General features: G+C 69.8%; 22 protein-coding genes. 9 read left to right on the top strand and 13 right to left on the bottom strand.

The window, feature by feature from the left end; all coding sequences use genetic code 11:
- Positions 1-217: 217 nt before the first annotated feature.
- The 3 genes from ABZ693_RS26555 to ABZ693_RS26545 form a co-directional block, all read right to left on the bottom strand.
- Positions 218-964 (bottom strand): YidC/Oxa1 family membrane protein insertase, encoded by a 747-nt coding sequence (locus ABZ693_RS26555; protein ID WP_359882007.1) that lies wholly within the window; start codon positions 962-964, stop codon positions 218-220.
- Between the two features lie 174 nt (positions 965-1138).
- Positions 1139-1456 (bottom strand): DUF6412 domain-containing protein, encoded by a 318-nt coding sequence (locus tag ABZ693_RS26550; RefSeq protein ID WP_359882005.1) that lies wholly within the window; start codon positions 1454-1456, stop codon positions 1139-1141.
- 103 nt (positions 1457-1559) lie between these two features.
- On the bottom strand, positions 1560-2099 hold the full coding sequence (locus tag ABZ693_RS26545; protein ID WP_359882003.1) for a winged helix-turn-helix transcriptional regulator: 540 nt from the start codon (positions 2097-2099) through the stop codon (positions 1560-1562).
- A gap of 105 nt (positions 2100-2204) precedes the next feature.
- On the opposite strand from ABZ693_RS26545, the gene ABZ693_RS26540 reads away from it, so the two are divergent.
- Entirely contained in the window at positions 2205-3692 is a 1488-nt protein-coding gene (locus tag ABZ693_RS26540) for an MFS transporter (protein ID WP_435842549.1), read from the top strand.
- Here the strand turns inward: ABZ693_RS26540 and ABZ693_RS26535 are convergent.
- From ABZ693_RS26535 to ABZ693_RS26525, 3 genes are read right to left on the bottom strand one after another with little or no spacing between them, the layout of a single operon-like run.
- Positions 3664-5169, bottom strand: coding sequence for a sodium:solute symporter family protein (locus ABZ693_RS26535; RefSeq protein ID WP_359882072.1), 1506 nt, complete (start codon positions 5167-5169; stop codon positions 3664-3666). The two genes, ABZ693_RS26540 and ABZ693_RS26535, sit on opposite strands and share 29 nt — an antisense overlap.
- 29 nt (positions 5170-5198) lie before the next feature.
- Complete coding sequence (locus ABZ693_RS26530; RefSeq protein WP_359881999.1) at positions 5199-5399, bottom strand: hypothetical protein; 201 nt, start codon at positions 5397-5399, stop codon at positions 5199-5201.
- Positions 5396-6199 carry a class E sortase gene (locus ABZ693_RS26525; RefSeq protein WP_359881997.1) on the bottom strand — a complete coding sequence of 268 codons (804 nt, stop codon included), beginning with the start codon at positions 6197-6199 and terminating at the stop codon, positions 5396-5398. The genes ABZ693_RS26530 and ABZ693_RS26525 overlap by 4 nt, the downstream gene beginning before the upstream one ends.
- A 63-nt stretch (positions 6200-6262) precedes the next feature.
- Between ABZ693_RS26525 and ABZ693_RS26520 the strand changes: the two genes are divergently transcribed.
- Entirely contained in the window at positions 6263-7279 is a 1017-nt protein-coding gene (locus ABZ693_RS26520) for an SEC-C domain-containing protein (protein WP_359881996.1), read from the top strand.
- Positions 7280-7291: 12 nt separating this feature from the next.
- Here the strand turns inward: ABZ693_RS26520 and ABZ693_RS26515 are convergent, their stop codons facing one another.
- Both ABZ693_RS26515 and ABZ693_RS26510 read right to left on the bottom strand, forming a co-directional pair.
- Positions 7292-8404, bottom strand: coding sequence for an MrcB family domain-containing protein (locus ABZ693_RS26515; protein WP_359881994.1), 1113 nt, complete (start codon positions 8402-8404; stop codon positions 7292-7294).
- A 72-nt stretch (positions 8405-8476) separates the two neighbouring features.
- Complete coding sequence (locus ABZ693_RS26510) at positions 8477-9130, bottom strand: ATP-binding protein (RefSeq protein ID WP_359881993.1); 654 nt, start codon at positions 9128-9130, stop codon at positions 8477-8479.
- Positions 9131-9284: 154 nt separating this feature from the next.
- Here ABZ693_RS26510 and ABZ693_RS26505 point away from each other — a divergent pair, with 154 nt between their 5' ends.
- A complete protein-coding gene (locus ABZ693_RS26505; protein ID WP_359882069.1) occupies positions 9285-10133 on the top strand; it encodes a helix-turn-helix domain-containing protein in 849 nt (282 codons plus the stop codon).
- A complete protein-coding gene (locus ABZ693_RS26500) occupies positions 10130-10333 on the top strand; it encodes a DUF397 domain-containing protein (protein WP_359881992.1) in 204 nt (67 codons plus the stop codon). The genes ABZ693_RS26505 and ABZ693_RS26500 overlap by 4 nt, the downstream gene beginning before the upstream one ends.
- Positions 10334-10461: 128 nt before the next feature.
- On the opposite strand, the gene ABZ693_RS26495 is transcribed toward ABZ693_RS26500, so the two are convergent.
- A complete protein-coding gene (locus tag ABZ693_RS26495; RefSeq protein ID WP_359881990.1) occupies positions 10462-11319 on the bottom strand; it encodes a DUF6551 family protein in 858 nt (285 codons plus the stop codon).
- A gap of 385 nt (positions 11320-11704) precedes the next feature.
- Here ABZ693_RS26495 and ABZ693_RS26490 point away from each other — a divergent pair, with 385 nt between their 5' ends.
- The 5 genes from ABZ693_RS26490 to ABZ693_RS26470 all read left to right on the top strand — a co-directional run bounded on the left by ABZ693_RS26490 (position 11705) and on the right by ABZ693_RS26470 (position 14830).
- The gene (locus ABZ693_RS26490) at positions 11705-12478 is read left to right on the top strand and encodes an aminotransferase class IV family protein (RefSeq protein WP_359881987.1); all 774 of its coding nucleotides are present in this window, start codon (positions 11705-11707) and stop codon (positions 12476-12478) included.
- Positions 12479-12790: 312 nt separating this feature from the next.
- Positions 12791-13375 (top strand): class IV adenylate cyclase, encoded by a 585-nt coding sequence (locus tag ABZ693_RS26485; protein ID WP_359881984.1) that lies wholly within the window; start codon positions 12791-12793, stop codon positions 13373-13375.
- 186 nt (positions 13376-13561) lie between these two features.
- On the top strand, positions 13562-13978 hold the full coding sequence (locus tag ABZ693_RS26480) for an NUDIX hydrolase (protein WP_359881981.1): 417 nt from the start codon (positions 13562-13564) through the stop codon (positions 13976-13978).
- Positions 13979-14093: 115 nt separating this feature from the next.
- Positions 14094-14402, top strand: a complete 309-nt coding sequence (locus ABZ693_RS26475; protein ID WP_359881979.1) for a hypothetical protein — start codon at positions 14094-14096, stop codon at positions 14400-14402.
- A gap of 35 nt (positions 14403-14437) precedes the next feature.
- The gene (locus tag ABZ693_RS26470; RefSeq protein ID WP_359881977.1) at positions 14438-14830 is read left to right on the top strand and encodes an NUDIX domain-containing protein; all 393 of its coding nucleotides are present in this window, start codon (positions 14438-14440) and stop codon (positions 14828-14830) included.
- A 14-nt stretch (positions 14831-14844) separates the two neighbouring features.
- Here the strand turns inward: ABZ693_RS26470 and ABZ693_RS26465 are convergent, their stop codons facing one another.
- The 4 genes from ABZ693_RS26465 to ABZ693_RS26450 all read right to left on the bottom strand — a co-directional run bounded on the left by ABZ693_RS26465 (position 14845) and on the right by ABZ693_RS26450 (position 18865).
- A complete protein-coding gene (locus ABZ693_RS26465) occupies positions 14845-16113 on the bottom strand; it encodes a DUF445 domain-containing protein (protein WP_359881974.1) in 1269 nt (422 codons plus the stop codon).
- A 12-nt stretch (positions 16114-16125) separates the two neighbouring features.
- On the bottom strand, positions 16126-17103 hold the full coding sequence (locus ABZ693_RS26460; protein WP_359881971.1) for an ABC transporter ATP-binding protein: 978 nt from the start codon (positions 17101-17103) through the stop codon (positions 16126-16128).
- A 72-nt stretch (positions 17104-17175) separates the two neighbouring features.
- Positions 17176-18072 (bottom strand): ABC transporter permease, encoded by an 897-nt coding sequence (locus ABZ693_RS26455; protein ID WP_435842548.1) that lies wholly within the window; start codon positions 18070-18072, stop codon positions 17176-17178.
- Entirely contained in the window at positions 18065-18865 is an 801-nt protein-coding gene (locus tag ABZ693_RS26450; RefSeq protein WP_359882064.1) for an ABC transporter permease, read from the bottom strand. The genes ABZ693_RS26455 and ABZ693_RS26450 overlap by 8 nt, the downstream gene beginning before the upstream one ends.
- Between the last annotated feature and the right edge of the window lie 79 nt (positions 18866-18944).

Below are 18944 nucleotides of genomic sequence, written 5' to 3'. Positions count from 1 at the left end.
TCGGAGGATCGATCGATCCTCCACCGGGATCGGGATGCTCTGCAAGACCCCGCCCACCCTCTGGACCCTTACGCGACAGCCGTGTGCACGTTCGGAACAGCCCGTACGGCACACCCCGGCACACCCCGTACGGCACACCCCGTAGGGGCGGCTCGTAGGGACGGCTCGTAGGGACAGCTCGTAGGGACGGCTCGTACAGACCCCGTACGGGCCGGCGTCACGCGCCCACGGCCGGCGAGGCGAGCGCCGCGGCGGGCATGTCCCGGTACAGGAAGGCCCTCTCGACGGCCGTCCAGACCGTGCTGGTGACGACGTAGAGCGCGGCCGCGAGCGGTACCACGGCGACGGTGATCAGGGTCGCGAAGGACAGCAGCGGCAGGTGGCGGGTGAGCGCCATGACGGCCCCGGCGCCGGGCTGGTCCGTGTCCACCGTCGCGGGCGCGGCGGCCTGCTGCCGCCGGGTGCGCACGAAGGTGTACGTGGCGGTGACGGCGACGATCACGAAGAGCGCGAGGTAGGTGAGACCGGCCGGGCCGAACGGTCCCGCCTGCCCGAAGGCGTCGGCGGCGCGGCCGACGAGCGGGGCGCCGAACAGGTCGTGGCCGGCCATCCGGCCGCTGGAGAACAGGTGGTACATCAGGAAGAACGCGGGCGCCTGGAGCAGGCTCGGCAGGCAGCCCGCGAGGGGCGAGACCTTCTCCTTGGCGTGCAGTTCCATGACCGCCTTCTGCAGCCGCTCGGGGTTCTTCGCGTGCTTCTTGCGCAGCGCGGCGAGCTGCGGGGCGAGCCGGGCCCGGGCCTTCTGGCCGCGGGCGGCGGCCCGCGAGAGGGGGTGGACCGCGAGCCGTACCGCCATCGTGAACAGGACGATGGCGGCGGCCGTCGAGGCGCCGGCGAACAGCGGGGTGAGCAGGTCGGCGCAGCGTTCGATCAGGGCGGCGAAGGCGTCGAAGAACAGGGACATGGGAGCCCTCCGAGGGGTCTCGTCGTGCCGGAAGAGGTCAGTGATCGCGTGATCGCGTGATCTGTCGATCTCGGCAGGACGGAACCGCGCAGGACGCCGGGGCGATGCTCGACGCGGGCACGGGGGTACGCGCCCGGAGCGGGGCGGGTACGGCGTACCGGCGTACGGGGTCCTTTACGCGGCCGTCGGAAGGCAGCGGCCGGGCGCCCTGGGCCTGCGGCGGCCCCGGGCATCGGGGTCGCGCTGCGGCAGGAAGGCGGTACGCCGGGCGCGGTCGCGCAGGGCGGTACGGACCCGGGTCGGCGGTACGGGCAGGGCCGCGCGGGCCCCGCCGATCAGCGCGCAGACGGCGGAGGCCGCCGCGAGCGCGAAGGCGGCGGACAGGGTCACGCCACCGCCGGCGCCGTCGGCGAAGAGCGGTACGAGCAGGTCGGCGAGGGCGAGGAGGAAGAAGACCGGCGCGAGAACGCGCAGCAGATACCCGCGGGGCATACCGTCTCCTCCTTTCACCGTCGGCTGTCCGTGTCGGCGGACCGCCATCCGTTCCCTCGTCCGCCTGTGCGGACTCTTCCGCCTGTGCGGACTCTTCCGACTGTTATACCGGATCGCCGTCCAGGGGGACGAGGAGCCGACGGGGCCGCAGCAACGCGCGGCTGACCGGATCGGCCGGATCCGGATCGAGTCCGGGGCCGGGCCGCATCTCGACATCGGCCGGGGGTACGACGGCCCGGCAGGCCGGGCACTCGCCGTACGGCCCCAGCTCGGTGCCGCAGTCGGTGTGATGGAAGAGACGCATGGGAGGCGCGGTCGGTTCACCGGGCGGGCCCCCGCGTCCCCACAGGCCGAGCGAGCGGATCACGGGCCACAGCGCGAGGCCGCGCTCGGTGAGCACGTACTCGTCGCGCGGCGGGGACTCCTGGTAGCGCCGCTTGTCGAGGACCCCGTCCTCGACGAGGGACTGGAGGCGGGCGGCGAGGACGGCGCGGGGGGCGCCGAGGTGGACGAGGAAGTCGTTGTAGCGCCGTACGCCGTAGAAGGCGTCGCGCACGACGAGGAGGGTCCAGCGCTCGCCGATCACTTCGAGGGCGCGGGCGATGGAGCACTGCTGGGTCGCGTAGTCCTTGCCGAGAGCCATGGGACCGAGTGTACCCGGGTGGGTTCAATCATTGAACCTTGACTGCTACGGTGGGGCCCACGCTCAAGGTTCAGTGAACGAACCTACGGAAGCCGAGGTCCCGCCATGCCCCCGCACGCTCCCGCCGACACCGACGCCCGGACCGGCGACCCCGCCGCCCCGCGCGCGTACCGTCGCCGCTCAGGGGAGCCGCGCCCGGCGCCCGCCCCCCGGTCCTCCCGCCCGTCCGCCGGCGCTTCCGCTCCCCCTTCCCGCACGTCCCGCTCTTCCCGCTCTTCCCGCCCCGGCGCCACTTTGGCCGTCACCAGCGCCGCCACCGCGCTCACGCTGATGAACTACACGGCCCCGATGCTCACCCTGCCGTCCATGAGCCGCGCCTTCGGCACCCCCGCCTCCCTCCAGGCCTGGCTGCTCAACGGCACCCCGCTTGGCCTCGCCGTCCTGCTCCTGGTGGCCGGCAGCCTCGCCGACGACCACGGCCGGCGCCGGGTCTTCCTTCTCGGCACCCTCGCCCTCGGCCTCACCACCGGCCTCGGCGCCTTCGCCTCCTCCACGCTCACCTTCGTCCTCGCGCGCGTGGCGCAAGGCGCGGCGAGCGCCGCCGTGCTCGCCGCCAGCCTCGGCCTGCTCGCCCACGCGTACCCGGCGGGCGTGGACCGGATACGGGCGACCGGGGTGTGGGGCGCGTTCGTCAGCGCGGGCATCGCGCTCGGCCCGCTGCTCGCGGGCAGCCTGAGCCTGGCCGACTGGCGGCTGACGTACGAGGCGCTGGCCGTGGCCACCCTCGTGGCCGCCGCGCTCGGCACCCGTACCCTCACCGAGTCCCGCGCCCCGCGCGACGGCCGCCCGGACATCGCGGGCGCGCTCACCCTCGGCCTCGCGCTCGCCGCCCTGCTCACCGCGCTCACCCTGGGCCGGGACGGCTGGCTGCGCCCGAGCGTGGGGCTGCTGCTGCTGCTCGCGGCGGTGGTGCTGGCGGCGGTGTTCGCGGGCGTCGAGCGGCGCAGCCGTACGCCCATGATCGACCTGGCGCTGTTCCGGCGCCCGGCGTTCCGCGCGGCCACCGCCGGGGCGCTGTTCACCGGCCTCGCCGTGATCGGCTTCTTCAGCGTGCTGCCCGCGCTGCTCCAGAGCGGCGGCGGACTGTCGCCGCTGACCGCCGCCTGGCTGTTCCTGGCCTGGTCGGGCACGGCGTTCGTGGTGGCCCTGCAGACCCGCAGGCTCGCGGGCCGGCTGTCCGCCACGTACCAGCTCGCGCTCGGCTTCGTCCTGTCGACCGCCGGCGTCCTCGCGCTCCTCGGCACCCTGGACGACGCCTCGGTGCCGCGGCTGCTGCCGGGCCTGATCGTGGCGGGCGCGGGCAGCGGGCTGCTGAACGCCGCGCTGCCGCGCCTCGCCGTCGACTCCGTACCGCAGGCGCGGGCGGCGATGGGCTCCGGCGCCAACAACACCGCCCGCTACATCGGCTCCTCGGCCGGCGTCGCCCTCGCCCTGGCCCTGTCGACGGCCGGCGCGGACGTCGCGGCCGGCGCCTCGGCGGTCCTCGGCGTCGCGGGCGCGGTCGTCACCCTCGCGGTGGGACGGGGGCGCTGACCGCCCCCTCCTTCCCGGACTCGTCGGGCTCGTCGGGCTCGTCGGGTTCGTCCAGGTCGGCGAGCTCGACGGGCTCCTCCCCCGCGGCCCCCTGGGGCCCGTACAGGCTGACCGGGATCGCGACGGCCAGGTTCGCGGCGAGCGCGAGCAGCCCGGCGTTCACACCCCACAGCGGGTCGTGGCCGGTGAAGACCAGACCGCAGACGATCCCGACACCGACGGCGAGCCCGCTGAGCGCCCCGTACAGCGTCATCCGCCGCCACACCAGCCCCAGCAGCAGCAACGGCACGAACTGCGCCATCCCCTCGTACGAGATAAGGGACAGCCGGACGAGGGTGTTGGGCGCGGTGTACGTGAGGATCAGCGCGAGCGTCCCGGCGACGACCACGACGACCTGCGAGATCCCCTTCTCCCGGCGCTTCAGCCGCGGCACGAGGGACAGCACGCTGCGCCCCCACATCGTGCCGATGACCAGCATGAACACCGCCATCGGCACGATCGACGAGAGCGCGGCCGCGACCCCGACCACGCCCACCGCCCACTCGGGCAGGGCGTCGATGACCAGTTTGAACAGGGCCAGGTTCGAGTCGGCGCCGGTGAGGCCGGGGACGACGAAGAGGGCCGCCATGCCGAGCAGCATGGGGATGAACAGCAGGATGTTGTACGCGGGCAGCCAGACGGCGTTGCGGCGCAGGGTGTCGGCATCGCGGGCGCCCAGGTAGCCGGCGACGGTGGTCGGGAAGATGACCACGGTGAGGGAGTTCAGGACGGTGGTGGAGGCGAACCAGCCCACCCCGTAACCGCTCGTCCGGCCGTTGTGACCGGGCAGACTCAGCCACTCCGCCTTCGCGTCGACGAGACGGTGGGCGAAGTCGCCGAGGCCGTCGAAGTAGTGCAGCGGGATGTACACGGCGAGGAAGCCCAGGGTCAGGATGACCAGCGCGTCCTTCAGGACGGACACCCAGGCGCTGCCGCGCAGGCCGCTGACCACGACGAAGGCGGTGGTGACGGCGAAGGCGAGGAAGTAGGCGAGGTCGAGGCCGATGCCGCCGTACGAGATCGTCGACACGACCACGCCCATGCCGGTGATCTGCAGCTGGATGTACGGCAGCAGGAACACGGTCGCGAGGACGGCGACGAGCGCGCCGAGCCACGGCCGGCGGTAGCGGTGCGCGGCGATGTCGCTGATCGAGACGAGGCCGTGGCGGCGGGCGTAACCCCACAGCATGGGGCCGACGAGATAACCGAGGGCGTAACCGCAGGACATGTACGCGACGACGTAGAGGACGGGCGCCCCGTAGTTGTAGCCCCAGCCGGCGGCACCGAGGTAGCTGAAGCTGGTGTACCCCTCACCGGCCATCAGCACCCAGATGAACACCGGTCCGAGCGACCGCCCGCCGACCGACCACTCGGCGAGCCCGCCGCCGCGCTCCTGGCGGCGCACCGCGAGCAGCCCGAGGACGACGGTGAGGACCATGAACCCGGCGAGGATCCAGAGCGCGGTGCTCACGAGCGCCTCTCTTCCGCGCGCTTCCACGTCCGCTTCCGGTCACCGCGGTGGGCGAGGCCGACGGCGAGGGGCGTCAGGACGGTCGCCCCGAGCAGCCAGAAGAAGAGGAATATGCCGCGATTCACGAAGGGGAGGGCGACGACGAACAGCACGTACGGAACGAGCAGCCAGAGGAGGTGGGGCCGGCGTTTTATCACTCGGACGAGATTAGCTTCGCCCAGACGATCAGCCGGTAGGTGGACGTGAACTCGGGCGTGCAGGTGGTGAGGGTGAGATACGCGCCGGGCCGGTCGTAGCCGGCGGCCGGGTGGTACCGGGAGCGGGGGACGGGCGCGATGACGCCGGTGTCGCGGGGCGAGGTGGCGGGGAGCACCTGGTCGACGCGGTAGGTGTACGTGCCCTGCCGGGTCCGCACGGTGACGTCGTCCCCGGGGCGCAGCCGGTCGAGGCGGCGGAACGGCTCGCCGTGGGTGTTGCGGTGCCCGGCGAGCGCGAGGTTCCCGGGGCGGCCGGGGGCGGCGGAACCGGGGTACTGGCCGACGAAGCCCTGGTCGAGGACGCGGCGCTTGTCGGTGCCGGGGGCGATGGGGACGGCGAGACGGAGGCGGGGGATGCGGAGGACGGCGTACGGGGCGTCGGACGGGGCGCCCGTCCGTACGGGGTCGGTGGAGGCGCCGCCGGCCGTCACCGGAGCATCGGAGGTATCAGGGGTACCGGGAGTCTCGGGATCATCGGAAATCTCGGGGATCTCGGGGATCTCGGGAGCCTCGGGAGTCCCGGGGGCACCCCACCCCTCCTCAAGGCTCCTCACCTGCCCCTGGGCGCGCGCCTGGGCCTGCTCGTTGGTCCACCAGAGCTGGTGGACGACGAACAGCAGGACGACAAGACCGCAGGTGACGAGAGCCTCGGCAGCGGCCCGCAGCACGCGGACGGCAGGCGGGCGCCGCCGGCGCACCTGAACGACGACCGGCACCCGCCCGCGCACCCTGGCTCGCACGGCGGGCACGATAAGCGCTCGTGCGCCAACTCTCCAGGGCCGTACAGCAGTACGGTGGACGACATGCGCCCCGACACGCCTGCCGACCACACCACCGAAGCCGAGCGCCTGCTCCGTACCGCGGGGCAGTACCCGGAGGACCGCGAACCGCTGCTGCTCCGCGCGGCGGCGCACCTCGAACTGGCGGGCGACCGCGCACGCGCGACGACCCTCTACGACGACCTGCTGTCCTGCCCCGAGCCCGCCGAACCGTTCCTGATCAGGGCGCTGAAGGCGGCGAACCTCTGGGAGTACGGCCACGAGGCCGAGGCCCGCGCGATCATCACCGGCGTCCGGGCCGCCCGCCCGGCGGAGCCGGCGCCGTGGGAGATCGCGGCGGAGACGCTGGAGGCGCACGACGAGCTGGAGGACGCGGAGGCGACGTTCACCGAGGCGGCCCGCCTGCTCGTGGACCCGGCCCAGGAGATCACGTACGCCCTCCAGTCCCTGCTGACCGGCCGCCACCGGGTCCGCCGGCTGCTCGCCCTCCCGCACGACGAGCACGACACTCTCGCGGACCGCCTCCACACGGCGGCCGTCCCGCTGGACGAACTGCACGACCCGAAGCGCCTGTGGGCCCTGGGCTCCTCCGACCCGGCCGAGCTCCAGGCCGAGATCACCCGCCTCCGCACCGAACTGGGCTCCTACCGCACGGCGCTGTCCCGCCCGTTCCCGGTCGCGGTCCTGCACTGGCCGGAAGCGGAACTGGACGAACTCCTCGCGGCGTACCCGGAACTGGAGGCCGAGTACCCCACGTACCGGGCCCACCTGACGGACATCGAGGCATCGCTGCGCGAACTGGCCCAGTCGGGCACCCCGAACCTGGGCATCGTCCCGGCGACGGTCCCGTCCTACGAAGCCTTCGCCGCCTCGGAATCCACCTCCCCGGCCACCCCGGCCCTCCTCCCCCAATACACCACGACCCTCGCCGCCCGCGGCCTCGCCACCCCCTGGCCCCCGCCCCGCACGTCCCCGTGCTGGTGCGGCTCGAAGGAGACGTACGGCGACTGCCACGGCCGCGACGAGGGCCTGAGGCGGTAACTACACTGAGTGTCAGGAGGTCATGCCCCACTCCCGTGCCCTGGGGGAGCCGTCCCAGCCGGCCCCGTCTCGCCATATCGAGGCGATTCCACGCTTCTCCAGGTACGGGGCGTAGGCACCGATCTCCTCGGAGAAAAGCCCTATCAAGAAGGGCTCGGGCTGCTTCTGGTAGAGGAAGTGCTGGTACTCGTAGAGCTGTCCAACAGCTTCGCGTACCGCCTGCGTCGGGTTTCCGTCGCGGACGACCTTCGCCTCGACCAGCCACTCCTCCCCCGAGTCCTTCGGTGCGCCCTGGGCGCGCAGCACCAAGTCCTTGGGGTGCTGGAGGCGGGTGATCGGCTCGAACCCGCGCTGGACGACGTGCAGACCGAAGTCGTTGACAAGCGCCTCGTGACTCCGCCGCTTGACCTGCTGGCGGCCAGTGATTTCCGCCTTGTAATCACTGCTGTCCTTGGGCAGGAAGTTGGCCAGCGGATCATCACTCGACGGGGTGCCGTGCTCGCCCGGGTCATAGGAGATCTCCACGCCCTCGGGACCGTCGCTCTCCCACAAGCCCTGATGGACCGCCTTGGTGAGTCGAAGGAACCCGATGCCCCGGAGAAGGTCTTCCATCAGTGCGACGTCACTCGGCAGAGCCGTGGTGTCATACGTCTTGGCGATAACGCTGGCCGCCTCATACGCCTTGGGGCGATCAGCGTTGTCGCGAAAGCGCGGCTCATCGATCCAGTTCTGTCGTTCCTGCCGCTGGATGGCTCGACGCAGACGGGCGGCCTCACGTCGAAGGTGCTGTTCGCGCGCCTTGCCCTTACCAAGCCGCGTCTCCAGCCAGGTGATCCCCTGCTGCAAGGTCAGCGAGACGTTCTTCAAGTCGGCGCTGAAAATATAGGCGAGGTACAACCCCTGCTTCGGGTCAGTCTGACCGTTCTCCTCGAAGACGCCGATCCACGGGGTTGCGGCCGGCGTGGTCTGTCCCCCGTGTCCCTTCGCCCAGAAGCCTGGCGGAAGGGCGAGGTCGGTACGGTTCGCAACCGCTCGAAGGACTTGCTGCCCTTTCACGTCACGCCCCGAACCGGCCGTCCTGTCGTAGGTGGTGGCAACCTCGCTGAGCATGTCTCGAATCCCCATGCACGAAATCTAGATCACAGGGCTTGGCGGCACAGCCGAGTTCTCGCCACCTCGTTGAGGAGGCACCCCAGCTCAGGGACAGGATTCGAATCGTGCCGTCGCGATGTCGAGTACGTCGTCGGGGTCGTATCCGTGAGCACCCATCCAATGCAGGAGGTCCACGATCACGTCGATCGCCGCGTCTTTGGCCACTGCTACGGCCAGACGACTCGCGTCGATCGCGCGCGGGGACGCCACCGCGCCGTAGAGGGAGATCATGGCCTCCGCTCGTGTGACACGCGTACCTCCCGTATGACCGTTGGGGGTACGGAGATCAGTGGCGATCTCACACCACGTCACCTTGCGGTCCGAACCCAACAAGACGCCCCACCGGTCGGCCATCGCGTCCACGAGCGCCAAACCTCGACCTGATTCGGCATCGGGGGTGGCGGCGATGAGCGTCGGCAGGTTCTCGCAGTCGGGGTCGCGCACCTCGATGCGCAGGTACGTTCCGTTCATCAGCAGGCGGAGGGACGTAGGGGTCCCCGGCCCCACGTGCCGAACCACGTTCGAGACGAGTTCGCTCACGCAGAGTTGAGCGGTACCCATCTGTCGAGGCAAGCCCCACGCCTTGAGATGGAGCCGCACGATGCGTCGCAGCCCGGCCACTTCCTGTGCCTCAGCCGCGAACGGCAGCTCCCACGGCCGCCTGATCATGCACCCGTCTTCGCCCATGTCGCCCTCCACACCTCTCACCTCGATGACAGATCGTGACGAGTCACAAGCATCGCGTCGCGGCATCCCGTTATGCAATGTGCATGGAGGGATTCCCACTATCGAGTGATTGGCAGCCTTGGCCATGGCGTACAGACTGAACTCCCGTGGAAATGAAGGGATTGTGATGGCCGGCTCACCTACCGCCCGCCGTCGGCGCCTGTCGATCGAGCTGAAGAAGCTCCGCGAGTCGAGCGGCTTCACCTGCGCCAACGTCGGAACCGCGCTCGACTGGAGCGGCTCCAAGGTCAACCGCATGGAAACGGGGACGGGCAGAGTCCAGCCCTCGGATGTCGAAGCGCTCTGCCGCTTCTACGGGGTGGATGGCGAGCTACGCGAGTTCCTGAAGTCACTGGCGAGACAGGCGAAGACCAAGGGCTGGTGGCAGGCGCATGGCGATGGAGTGCCCGCCTGGTTCTCGATCTACATCGGCCTGGAGCAGGACGCTTCCACGTTCCGCCAGTACCAGTGCGAGTTCATCCCCGGCCTCATGCAGACCCCTACGTACGCCGCCGAACTCCACCGTGCGACCAATCAGATGTCCGAGGAAGCCATCGACCGTGCGGTGCGTGTCCGCATGGAACGCCAAGCGAAGCTCCAAGCCGTCCACGCCCCCGACGCCTGGTTCGTCGTGCACGAAGGCGCCCTGCGATCCGTCATCGGCGATCGAGCCGTCATGCGCGAACAACTGGAGAAGATGCTGGACATGGCGGAACTCCCCAGCGTCACTCTCCAAGTCCTCACCTTCGACGCTGGCCGCTATCCCGCCACCGGCACGTTCACCATGCTGGGGTTCCCCGACCCCGAAGACCCGGACATCGTCTACCGAGACGGCATCACCGACGCCATCTACCTTGAGGGGGCGGAGGAAGTCCGGGCCTACACCAGAGCCTTCGACAACCTGCGCGCCGCCGCCGCGAGCCCGCACCACTCGGCCACCCTCATCAGGTCCCTACTGAAGGAATACACGACATGAGTGACCCGATACCCGCTGCTCTCCGCTGGTTCAAGTCCTCCTACAGCAACGGCTCAGGAGGCGAGTGCGTGGAGTGCGCCCACACACCCACGGGAACCTTGGTGCGAGACTCAAAGCTTCGAGGAGGCTCCGTCCTCGTTGTGCCCGCGAGGACGTGGAAGACCTTCGTCGACGGCGTATCCGTCGAGCACTCCGGTTGATCCATACGGTCGGCAACCCGTACGAAGTCTCTGGCCGGGACCCACTGAGACTCAAGCCATGAAGCCGTGCGAACACAGCAGGACACCCCGCCCCGAGCACGCGGAGCGAGGTGTCGCGCCTCTTGGGCTTACTCGAAGATGTTCGGGACAGGAATGCGGTTGGTGCGGCGGCTCGCATTCCAGGCGGAAGCGACGGCCAAGTGGGCGGCCTTCATTCGCCCCTTACTGCCATCAAGCCGGGTGTTGTTGTTGGTGGCGATGGTCTGGATCTTGGCCTTGAAGGAAAGCGGGTCCCCTTGACGCTTGAGCTTCTGCGCCAGCTCTGGGTGCTTAACCACCTCGGGGTGCTTCGAGATCACCGTGGCGATCCCCCCGACAGTGACGGCGTGCCACGTGTCCGGAGTACGACCCCAGGCTTCTTCAGCGATGGTGAGCGACTGGTCCAGGATCTCAGGGCCGTGTTCCTCGACAATGCCGAGAATCGCCTTGATGCCGCCCACCTTGTTGGCGGTACGACTGCCGACCTTGAGCTGATGCTTCTCCAACACGGTGTTGGTGTCCACGAAGAGTGGGTGGCCAGCCAGCACGCCGATCCTGAACTCATCGTTCGGACCGACCTTCGATGACTCCTTATTCTTGATGATGAAAAGTGACGCCTCGTTAGCCATCGAGAGACCTGAGTGAACCTCGCACGTTACGGTCTGGATGGCGTTGCGAACCTGCTCCGAGACCGCTACCTCCCCGGCCATGATGAGTTGGCAGGCGTAGACGCGATGCATGCCGTCGACCGCGTACATGCCATCTTCACGCTGAGAGAGGATCGGCGTCCCGAGCGCGGTGGGAACCAGCTTCTCGGCGATCGCCCGCGCACGCGGCTTGTTGAGATTGCGCTGGGCGCGGGAGTCAAACTTGATGGACATCGGATCCACCCGAACGTATTCGATCGAGTGCTCCGGGATGTCGTAGCTGTAGTCCTTGCCGGACATCTGCTGCTCCTTGAGTGTCAGCACCCCAGTGGGGGTGACGGCGACACGTGTCAGCTCCCGAGTGCGGGAGACGGCGACTGATCCACAATCAGGTTATCTGACGAGCAGTTGTTCCGCTGGCGAGTTCCTTCCAGGCCAACCACCCTGCCCCGGACGAGGGTCGCGGCTTCCACTCGAACCGCTGCCGCAGCGCGGCACGCTTCGTGGGTCCTTCCGGCGCGCTCCCTCTTTGATTCCACCCTTCGGACGCATGGACCCCTACATGACTGTGGCGACCTCTCCGTAGATACCCCTCCGCCCGCCCAACGACCAGAATGTCGCCGAACTCAGTTGCTCTGTCTGTCTTCTAGAGTTGAGTCAATATGTCAGGTGGCATTCTGACCGCATGGCAGAACTCAACGGAGTACCGGTCGAGCTCGCTCAGATCCAGGCCCTGGCGCTCACCAACTACGGCCACTTCACATCCATGCGAGTAGATGACGGCCGAGTGCGCGGCCTTGCTCTGCACATGGAGAGGCTTCGGCGAGACTGTCGAACGCTCTTCGGCGTCAGCCTCGACACGGAGCGGGTCCGCGCGCTGGCCCGCCGCGCCCTTCCACCGGCGGGCTCCACCACGATCCGCGTGACGATTTTCGACCCTGGCCTCGATCTCGGGCGCCCAGTCTCGGCGAGGTCTCCACACGTGCTGGTTACCTCACGGCCCGCTGGCGCCCTCCCCCTCCCGCCCCTCCGGGTACGGTCGACCGCATACACGCGGGACATCCCAACCGTGAAAAGCATCGGCCTCTTCGCCAGTCTGCACCACCGCCGCCAGGCGCAGCTTGATGGATTCGACGACGCTCTGTTCATCGACCAAGACCAGTATGTCTCGGAGGGAGGAACCTGGAACATCGGCTTCTTCGACGGCAGCCGAGTGATCTGGCCTGAAGCCGAGTGCCTGGTCGGCGTCACCATGGAACTGCTTAAGGGAGCTCACGACCACGACACGGCGCCCGTCCGTCTCGCCGACGTGACGGACATGCGGGCAGCCTTCGCGACCAACGCGGCCATCGGAGTGCGGGCGCTCAGCTCTATCAATGGAGTTGAGCTGTCCGAGTCCCACGAGGTCATCGACCTGATCCGCAAGGAGTACACGGAGATCGAGGGCGACGTGTTGTAGCGCTCCGAGCCGGTTGGCCACTCACTCGTGGGGCAGAACCCCCTACCGATGTCGGCAGCCGCATGCAGCGCCTTGTCCGAGAAGCAGGGCTGTCCGACACCGAGTTCATCCTCGATCGCGAGGCTCTGCGGCATCGAGTACTCCCGGTCGACGGCGCAGCGCGCTCACCGCCTTGAGCCGGGTTCCAGCCCACTGGATTCGCGTTCCAGTTCGCCCGGCTCCCGCATCGGTCGGCCGCATGACCATTCGAGCCGCGCGGGCCCTGCCCATCACCCCCGCCGAGAACTGACCCGCCAGGGCAAGGAAACGAACATGAAACACGAGTACGAAGCCACGTTCCTGAACATCGATGTACCCGCCCTCAATGACAAATTGATCGCCCTGGGAGCCACACAAGCGCTCCCCCGCACCCTTCTCACCCGCAAGATCTTCGAGAACGACGCCCTCGACACAGGCGCCTGGCTGCGGCTGCGTAACGAGGGGCCTCGCTCGACCCTCACGCTCAAGCAGGTCACCGACGCGACCACGATCGATGGCACCACCGAGATCGAGACCGAGGTCGGCGACCTCCACGCCATGGCCGACATCCTTCGCCGTCTCGGACTCGCCGAGGTCCGCTACCAGGAGAACTACCGGGAGGAATGGCGTTTGGGCGAGGTCAACTTCGACTTCGACACCTGGCCTGATCTCCCCACCTTCATCGAGATCGAAGGTCCCGACGAGGCGTCCGTCCGGCAGGCCGCGAAGATGCTCGACCTCGACTACAGCGAGGCGCGCTTCGGCAGCGTCGACGAGATCTACAAGAGCGAGGCCGGCCGCGACATCCTCGCCGAGCCCACCTTGCTGTTCTCTGACGCAAGCAGGGAAGGACAGGGGCGAGACCAAGCGAGCCGGTAACTCGTCAAGCTCGGGTTAGCCAAGGTTGTCTGCGTGAAAGACCCACTTCAAGCCCTGCACCCGTGTTCCTGACTCAGTCACATCCTCTGCCGGGCTCGGCGGGGGATGCGCCGAGCGCAGGGACAGGGTGCGCTGTCATTCCCCCAGTCGTTTCCCACCCATCCTGGCCAACCTGGAGAGGTGCACGTGGCACAGCAAAAGAAGACAGACGAGCAACCGGGCATCGCCGCCGCCATCGTCGTGAATGAGGGACGTGTACTCATGGTGCGCCGCAGGGTCAGCGAAGGACAGCTCTCCTGGCAGTTCCCGGCCGGTGCGGTCGAAGCTGGCGAGGCCCGCGAGGACGCCGCCGTGCGGGAGACGCGGGAGGAGACCGGGCTGACCGTGGCGGCCGTGAAGCTGCTCGGCGAGCGCGTTCATCCGAAGACGGGGCGGCTGATGTCGTACACCGCGTGCGAGGTGCTGGAAGGTACGGCCCACGTAGCGGACACCGAGGAACTGGCCGAGTTGGCTTGGGTCACCCACGGCGAGATCCCGGAGTACGTGCCATACGGGTTGTTCGAGCCGGTGCAGGACTACCTCGACGCCGCACTCTCCTCCTGAAGGGCAGCCGCAGTCAGCCCCTCCCCCTGGCAGAAGTCCACCAAGGCCCCCGCCGCCCGCGTGGCCTCGTTAGGCTCAAGGAGTCAGACCGTCGCCGCGAGAAAGGCCCGTCGTCATGCCCAGCACCCGCACCCTCTCCCCCGCCATCGCCGCCGCCGGGCTCGTCGGGGGGTATGCCGTCGCGCGGTGGACGAAGAAGCGGCCGCTGGGTGGGGCCGTGCTCGCGGCGGCCGGGGCCGTGGCCGGGCGGGAGTGGTACCGGGCCGCCGGGGCGAAGGGGGCCGCAGGGCTCGGGGCCGGGTATGTGGCGGCGTTCGCCGGGTCGCACCCGCTGGCGAAGAAGATCGGGGCGTGGCCCGCGGTGTTCTCGGTGGCCGGCGTGATGGCCGGGGCCTCGTACGTCGTGAGCCGCAAGGCTGCCTGACGAGGGCGTTTTACCCGTTTCGATACGATCCCCGCATGACACAGCAGGGGATCGTCGTCGCCGTCGTCGTCCATGAGCACCGCGTACTCCTCGTGCGCGGGCAGGCCGGCGAAGGCGAACCGTTCTGGCGGTTCCCCGTCGGCCCGGTCGAGGCCGGCCAGACGCCCGAGGGCGCGGCCGTGCGCGCGGCCTGGGCGGGGGCCGGGCTCGCCGTCACCGCCGTACGGCTGCTCGGGGAGCGCACACACCCGCAGACCGGCCAGGACATGGCGTACATCGCGTGCGTACCCGAGAGCCTGGTGAGCGAGGAGCGGCCGGACGGCGGAGTCGTCTGGGCGGGGCGCGACGCGATCGAGCGGTACGTGCCGTACGGGGAGCTGTTCGCACCGGTACGGGAGCACCTCGACGCGGCCCTGCGCGCGCCGTGACCCCGGGCAGGCGGTCAGGCCCCCAGCACGTGGCTGACCGTGTAGATCAGCAGGCCCGCCAGGGCGCCCACCACCGTGCCGTTGATCCGGATGAACTGCAGGTCGCGGCCGATGTTCGCCTCGATCTTCTTCGAGGTCTGGTCGGCGTCCCAGCCCGCGACCGTGTCCGTGATCAGCGAGGTGATCTCGTTCCGGTAGGTCGTCACCACATACGCCGCCGCGTCCTCCGCCCAGCGCTCCACCTTGCCCTGCAGCCGCTCGTCGGTGGCCAGGCGCGACCCCAGCGACATCAGCGAGGCGCGGGCGCGGCGCCGCAGCTGGCTCTGGTCGTCGTCGGCCGCCGCCAGGATCAGCCCCCGTACGGAGGACCAGGCCGACGCGATGATGTCCTGCACCTCGGGCCGGGCGAGCAGCTCCGACTTCAGCCGCTCCACGCGCGCGCGGGTCTCCGTGTCGGACTGCAGGTCGGCCGCGAAGTCCCGCAGGAACCGGTCGATCGCGCCGCGCGCCGGGTGGTCCGGCATGTCCCGCATCTCCGTGACGAAGCGCAGCAGCTCCTTGTACACGCGCTCGCCGATCCTGCGGTCCACGAACCGCGGCGTCCAGCCCGGCGCACCGCCTTGAACCGCGTCCATGACCGAGTCCCCGTGCCGCACCAGCCAGTCCCGGCCCCGCCCGCACACCAGGTCGACCGCCCGGTGGTGCGCGCCGTCGGCGACCACCCGCTCCAGCGTCTTGCCGAGCCCCGGCCCGATCTCCGCCGCCTCCGCCCGCCGGGTGATCGCCTCGCCCACGACGGCCTGCACGTCGGAGTCGCGCAGCACCGTCAGCGCCCCGCGCAGCGCCGTCGCCAGCTCGGCGGTCACCCGCTCCGCGTGCGCCGGCTCGGCCAGCCACGCCCCGAGGCGCCGCGCGATGCCGAAGCCGCGCAGTCGCCCCCGTACGATGTCGGCCGACAGGAAGTTCTCGCCGACGAACGAGCCGAGTGACGCGCCCAGCTGGTCCTTCTTGGTCGGGATGATGGCGGTGTGCGGGATCGGCAGCCCCAGCGGATGCCGGAACAGCGCCGTCACCGCGAACCAGTCCGCGAGCGCGCCGACCATGCCCGCCTCGGCCGCCGCCGCCACGTAGCCCGCCCAGCCGCCCGCGCCCGCGCCGCGGGCCCAGGTCGCCAGGGCATAGACCGCCGCGACACCGAGCAGCAGCCCGGTGGCCAGGCGTTTCATCCGTCGGACGCCGCGGCTCTTCTCTTCGTCGGCCGCCGTGTACGTGAAGCTGACCATCGCTTCACCTCCCTACCTGACAGACTCCCGGCCCGCATCACGAGTTCCCCCGTACATCTTCGCGATCACCGCCTCGATGTCCGGTTCCCGCACCGAGAGGTCCGCCAGCGGGTACGCGGCGGCCACCGCCGCCACCACCGGAGCCGCCGACGCGGTCGCCGGGAACGCCAGCCACTGCCGCGGTCCCTCCGCCCGTACGAACCGGGCGCCGGGCACCTCGATCGGCGCCGACTCGTGTGCCAGGTCGACGACCAGCTGCCGCTCCCCGTCCCCCGCCGTGTGCAGCCCGGCCAGATCCCCGTCGTACATCAGTCGCCCGTGGTCGATCACCATCACCCGTGAACACAACTGCTCGATATCGGTCAGATCGTGGGTGGTCAGCAGCACCGTCGTCCCCTGTGTGGCGTTCAGATCACGCAGAAAGCCCCGCACCTTCGCCTTGGAGACGACATCCAGACCGATCGTCGGCTCGTCGAGATACAGCACGTCCGGATCGTGCAGCAGCGCCGCCGCGATGTCACCGCGCATCCGCTGACCGAGGGACAGCTGGCGTACGGGCACGTCCAGCAGGTCGCCGAGATCGAGCAGCTCCACACAGCGGGCCAGATTCGCGCGGAACCGGTCGTCGGGGATCCGGTACATCCGGTGGACGAGCGTGTACGAGTCGCGCAGCGGCAGGTCCCACCACAGCGTGGTGCGCTGCCCGAACACCACTCCTATACGCCGGGCCAGCCGCTTCCGCTCGCTCGACGGGTCGATCCCGGCCACCCGCAGCCGGCCACCGGACGGGGTGAGGATGCCGGTGAGCATCTTGATCGTGGTGGACTTCCCCGCCCCGTTCGGGCCGATGTAGCCGACCATCTCGCCCCGCTCCACCCCGAACGAGATCCCGTCGACCGCCCTGACCTCCCGTTTCTCCCGGCGCAGCAGCCCCGCCCGGCGGCGCACCGTGAACACCTTCTCCAGACCGTCCAGCTCGATGAACGCCATGACCGGATCCTTCTCTCCTACATCCCGCGTCTCTTACGTCCCACGTCTCTCTTACGCCCCGCGCCCCGTGCGTCAACTCCCCGTCGAGCGGTACGCGCGCAGCCCCGCCCGCCACGCCACGCCCGCCACCGCACAGCACCCCAGCGCCGCCACCGGCGACGCGAACGCCGCCCACCCCGGCACCCCGGCCGGCATCGGCCGGTCCAGGAGGTACAGGGCGGGCAGCCAGTTCACGAACGCCAGCGGGACGACGTAGACGACACTCCGCACCAGGTCCTGAGCGAAGATCGTCGGCGGGTACTGGAGGAGTGTGTTGCCGCCATAGGTGAAGGCGTTCGTCACCTCCGCCGCGTCCTGCATCCAGAACAGCGCCGACGCGCCGAGCACCATCAGCGCCGAGAAGATCACCGCCCCGCTCACCAGCATCACCGGCACCAGGAGCACCTTCAGCGGCGTCCACACCACGCCGTCGAGCAGCAGCAGACCCCACACGAGCACGATCAGCCCCTGGATCACCCGCCCCAGCCGGCGCAGCGCGAACCGGTCCGCCGCCACCTGCGCGAGCACCGGCGCCGGCCGCAGCAGGAACAGGTCGAACGACCCGTCCCGTACCCGCCGGCCCAGCCTCGGCAGCCGGCCCATCACCAGATCGGCGAGCCCGAACGACGTCCCCGACGCCCCGTACAGCAGCGCCACCTCGGCGAAGGAGAACCCGCCCAGGCCCCGGACCTGACCGAACATCAGCAGGATCACGACGAAGTCGAAGAACGTCACGACCAGGCTCGCCAGCAGATCCAGCGCGAAGGAGACGCGGTACGCGAGGGTGGAGCGGATCCACATACCCGCGACCATCCGGTAGGTGCGCCAGGCCTCGGCCGGGCGCGCGTGCCACGCCACCACCTCGTCCGTACGCCAGGACCCCGCGCCGTCCCCTACGACTCCCCCGCCTTCCATGGTCCGTTCAGCCACCCTGCACCACCACCTTCCGCGTCGCCACCGACTGCACGGCCCGCCCCGCCGCCAGCAGCGCGACCGCCCAGCCCAGCTGGAATCCGTACGCCCGCAGCAGCCCCCACCCCGTGTACCGCTCCAGATAGACGTCGACCGGCACCTGCAGCATCGACGCCCACGGCAGCAGCCGCGCCACCTCGCCCAGCGCGCCCGGGAAGACGTTCAACGGCAGCAGCATCCCGGAGAAGAACAGCCCGCTCAGCCAGGCCACCTGCACCACGCCCTGCCCGTCGAGCAGCCAGAACGCGCTCATCGCGACCAGGTACCAGACCGCGAACCCGACCACCGAGCCGCACGCCACCGCCAGCACGAAGGCGAGCCAGGTCCACGGCCGGGACGGCAGCGTCAGGTCGAACACGAGCGCGCCGAACGCCATCGGCACGATGCCCCGGCCGAGCAGCTGGAAGCCCGACCGGCCCAGGTTGGCGGCGAACCACCAGGCCTGGAGGTCGGCGGGCCGGTAGAGGTCGACGGCGATGTCGCCGGTACGGATCCGCTCGATCAGCTCGTCCTCGAAGCCGCCGCCCATCAGCCCGCACACGGTGATCAGGGCCTGTCCGATCCACACATAGGCGAGCGCATCGCCCATGCCGTATCCGCCGAGGCCGGGGCGCGCGTCCCAGAGGGCCATGTAGGTGTACGACAGGACGAAACCGAACACGGTGTTGGTGAACACCCCGGCCAAGGTGGCCACCCGGTAGGTGGCATGGCGCCGGAAACCACCCGCGGCGACCGTCGCGTACAGCCGCAGCATCTTCGTTCCCTCCTCGTGGTGGACGTATCGGAAGCAGAACCGACCCACGTGCATCCAGACATGCGAACGCATACGG

Origin of the sequence: Streptomyces laurentii (assembly GCF_040635425.1) — a bacterium.
In the GTDB taxonomy this organism is placed as follows: Bacteria; Actinomycetota; Actinomycetes; order Streptomycetales; family Streptomycetaceae; genus Streptomyces; species Streptomyces laurentii.
Note: the sequence above shows the minus strand (reverse complement) of the source record. Positions and strands in the feature narration are given on the sequence as shown.